We start from the raw sequence: 1,448 nt of genomic DNA, 5'->3' as shown, positions 1-1,448 counted from the left end.
CTCCGGACCCCTCCCCGCCCCCGTACCGCGCCGTCGGGAATCCCGCGGAACCGCCGCTCCGACTTCGCGACGACTTCGCCAGGACGGACGTACCGCGGAGGGTGGAGCCGGCGTACCCTGCCGGCAGGGTCGCCCGCCATCGGCCCGCCCCGATCCCGTTCCCGGCCCCGGAGTCCGCATGCTGCTCGACACCTTCGGCCGCGTCGCCACCGATCTGCGCGTCTCCCTGACCGACCGGTGCAACCTGCGGTGCACCTACTGCATGCCGGAGGAGGGCCTGAGTTGGCTGGCCAAACCCGACCTGCTCACCGACGACGAGATCGTGCGCCTGATCCGGATCGCGGTCGAACACCTCGGTGTCACCGAGGTGCGCTTCACCGGTGGTGAGCCCCTGCTGCGTCCCGGCCTGACCGCCATCGTCGCCAGGTGCGCGGAACTGCGACCGCGCCCCCGGATGTCCCTGACCACCAACGGCATAGGCCTGGAACGCACCGCCGGCGCCCTGCGCGATGCCGGACTGGACCGGGTCAACGTCTCACTGGACACCCTGGACCCGGAGACCTTCGCGCGTCTGACCCGGCGCCGCCGGCACGCCGACGTGCTCCGGGGCCTGGCGGCCGCCCGGGAGGCGGGCCTGGAGCCGGTGAAGGTCAACGCGGTGCTCATGCCGGGACTCAACGCCGACGAGGCCCCCGGGCTGTTGGCCTGGGCGATGGCCGAGGGGTACGAGTTGCGCTTCATCGAGCAGATGCCGCTGGACGCCCAGCACGGCTGGCGCCGGTCGGGAATGATCACGGCCGGGGACATCCTGGCGGCCCTGCGGGTCCGCTTCGCGCTGGAACCGGAACCCGACGCCGCGCGCGGGGCGGCCCCGGCGGAGCGGTGGGTCGTCGACGGCGGTCCCCACCGGGTGGGGATCATCGCCTCGGTCACCCGTCCCTTCTGCCGGGCCTGCGACCGCACCCGACTGACCGCCGACGGGCAGGTGCGCACCTGCCTGTTCGCACGGGAGGAGACGGACCTGCGCTCCGCGCTGCGCTCGGGGGCGGACGACGCGGCGCTGGCGGACCTGTGGAAGCGGGCCACGATGGGCAAGGAGGCGGGGTCCGGGCTGGACGGCCCCGGCTTCGAACAGCCGGGGCGTCCCATGTCGGCCATCGGCGGCTGAGATACCCGGACGGCCGGCCGATCTCAGGACCCCGGAGCCGGGCCCCCCGACTCCGGGGCCCCACCGGTCCCGCCCGATCCCTCCGGAGGCTCCGCCTCCTTCCGCCGCCACTCCGACAGCGACACGGTCTCCCGCAGGAAGCCCCGCATACCCAGGAAGTTCGACAGGTGCTCGCGGTGCTCCTCGCAGGCGACCCAGGTCTTGCGTCGTTCCGGGGTGTGCAGCTTGGGGTTGTTCCAGGCCAGGACGAGGGTCGCGGGGGCCCGGCACCCCTTGGCGG

Annotated in this window: 1 protein-coding gene and 1 pseudogene; one reads left to right on the top strand and one right to left on the bottom strand. The window is 73.8% G+C overall.

All coding sequences use genetic code 11. The features are described 5' to 3' along the window. Window positions 1-175 precede the first annotated feature (175 nt). Window positions 176-1,168: pseudogene (moaA, locus tag FNQ90_RS23020) on the top strand (GTP 3',8-cyclase MoaA); the annotation flags it as partial. Window positions 1,169-1,191: 23 nt separating this feature from the next. Here the strand turns inward: moaA and FNQ90_RS23015 are convergent. After that, window positions 1,192-1,448: hypothetical protein (locus FNQ90_RS23015; RefSeq protein ID WP_182608110.1), on the bottom strand; the 257-nt coding region annotated here is incomplete at its 5' end.

It is taken from the genome of Streptomyces alkaliphilus, assembly GCF_014141535.1.
Lineage (GTDB): Bacteria > Actinomycetota > Actinomycetes > Streptomycetales > Streptomycetaceae > Streptomyces > Streptomyces alkaliphilus.
This window is presented reverse-complemented; position numbering and strand designations above follow the sequence as displayed.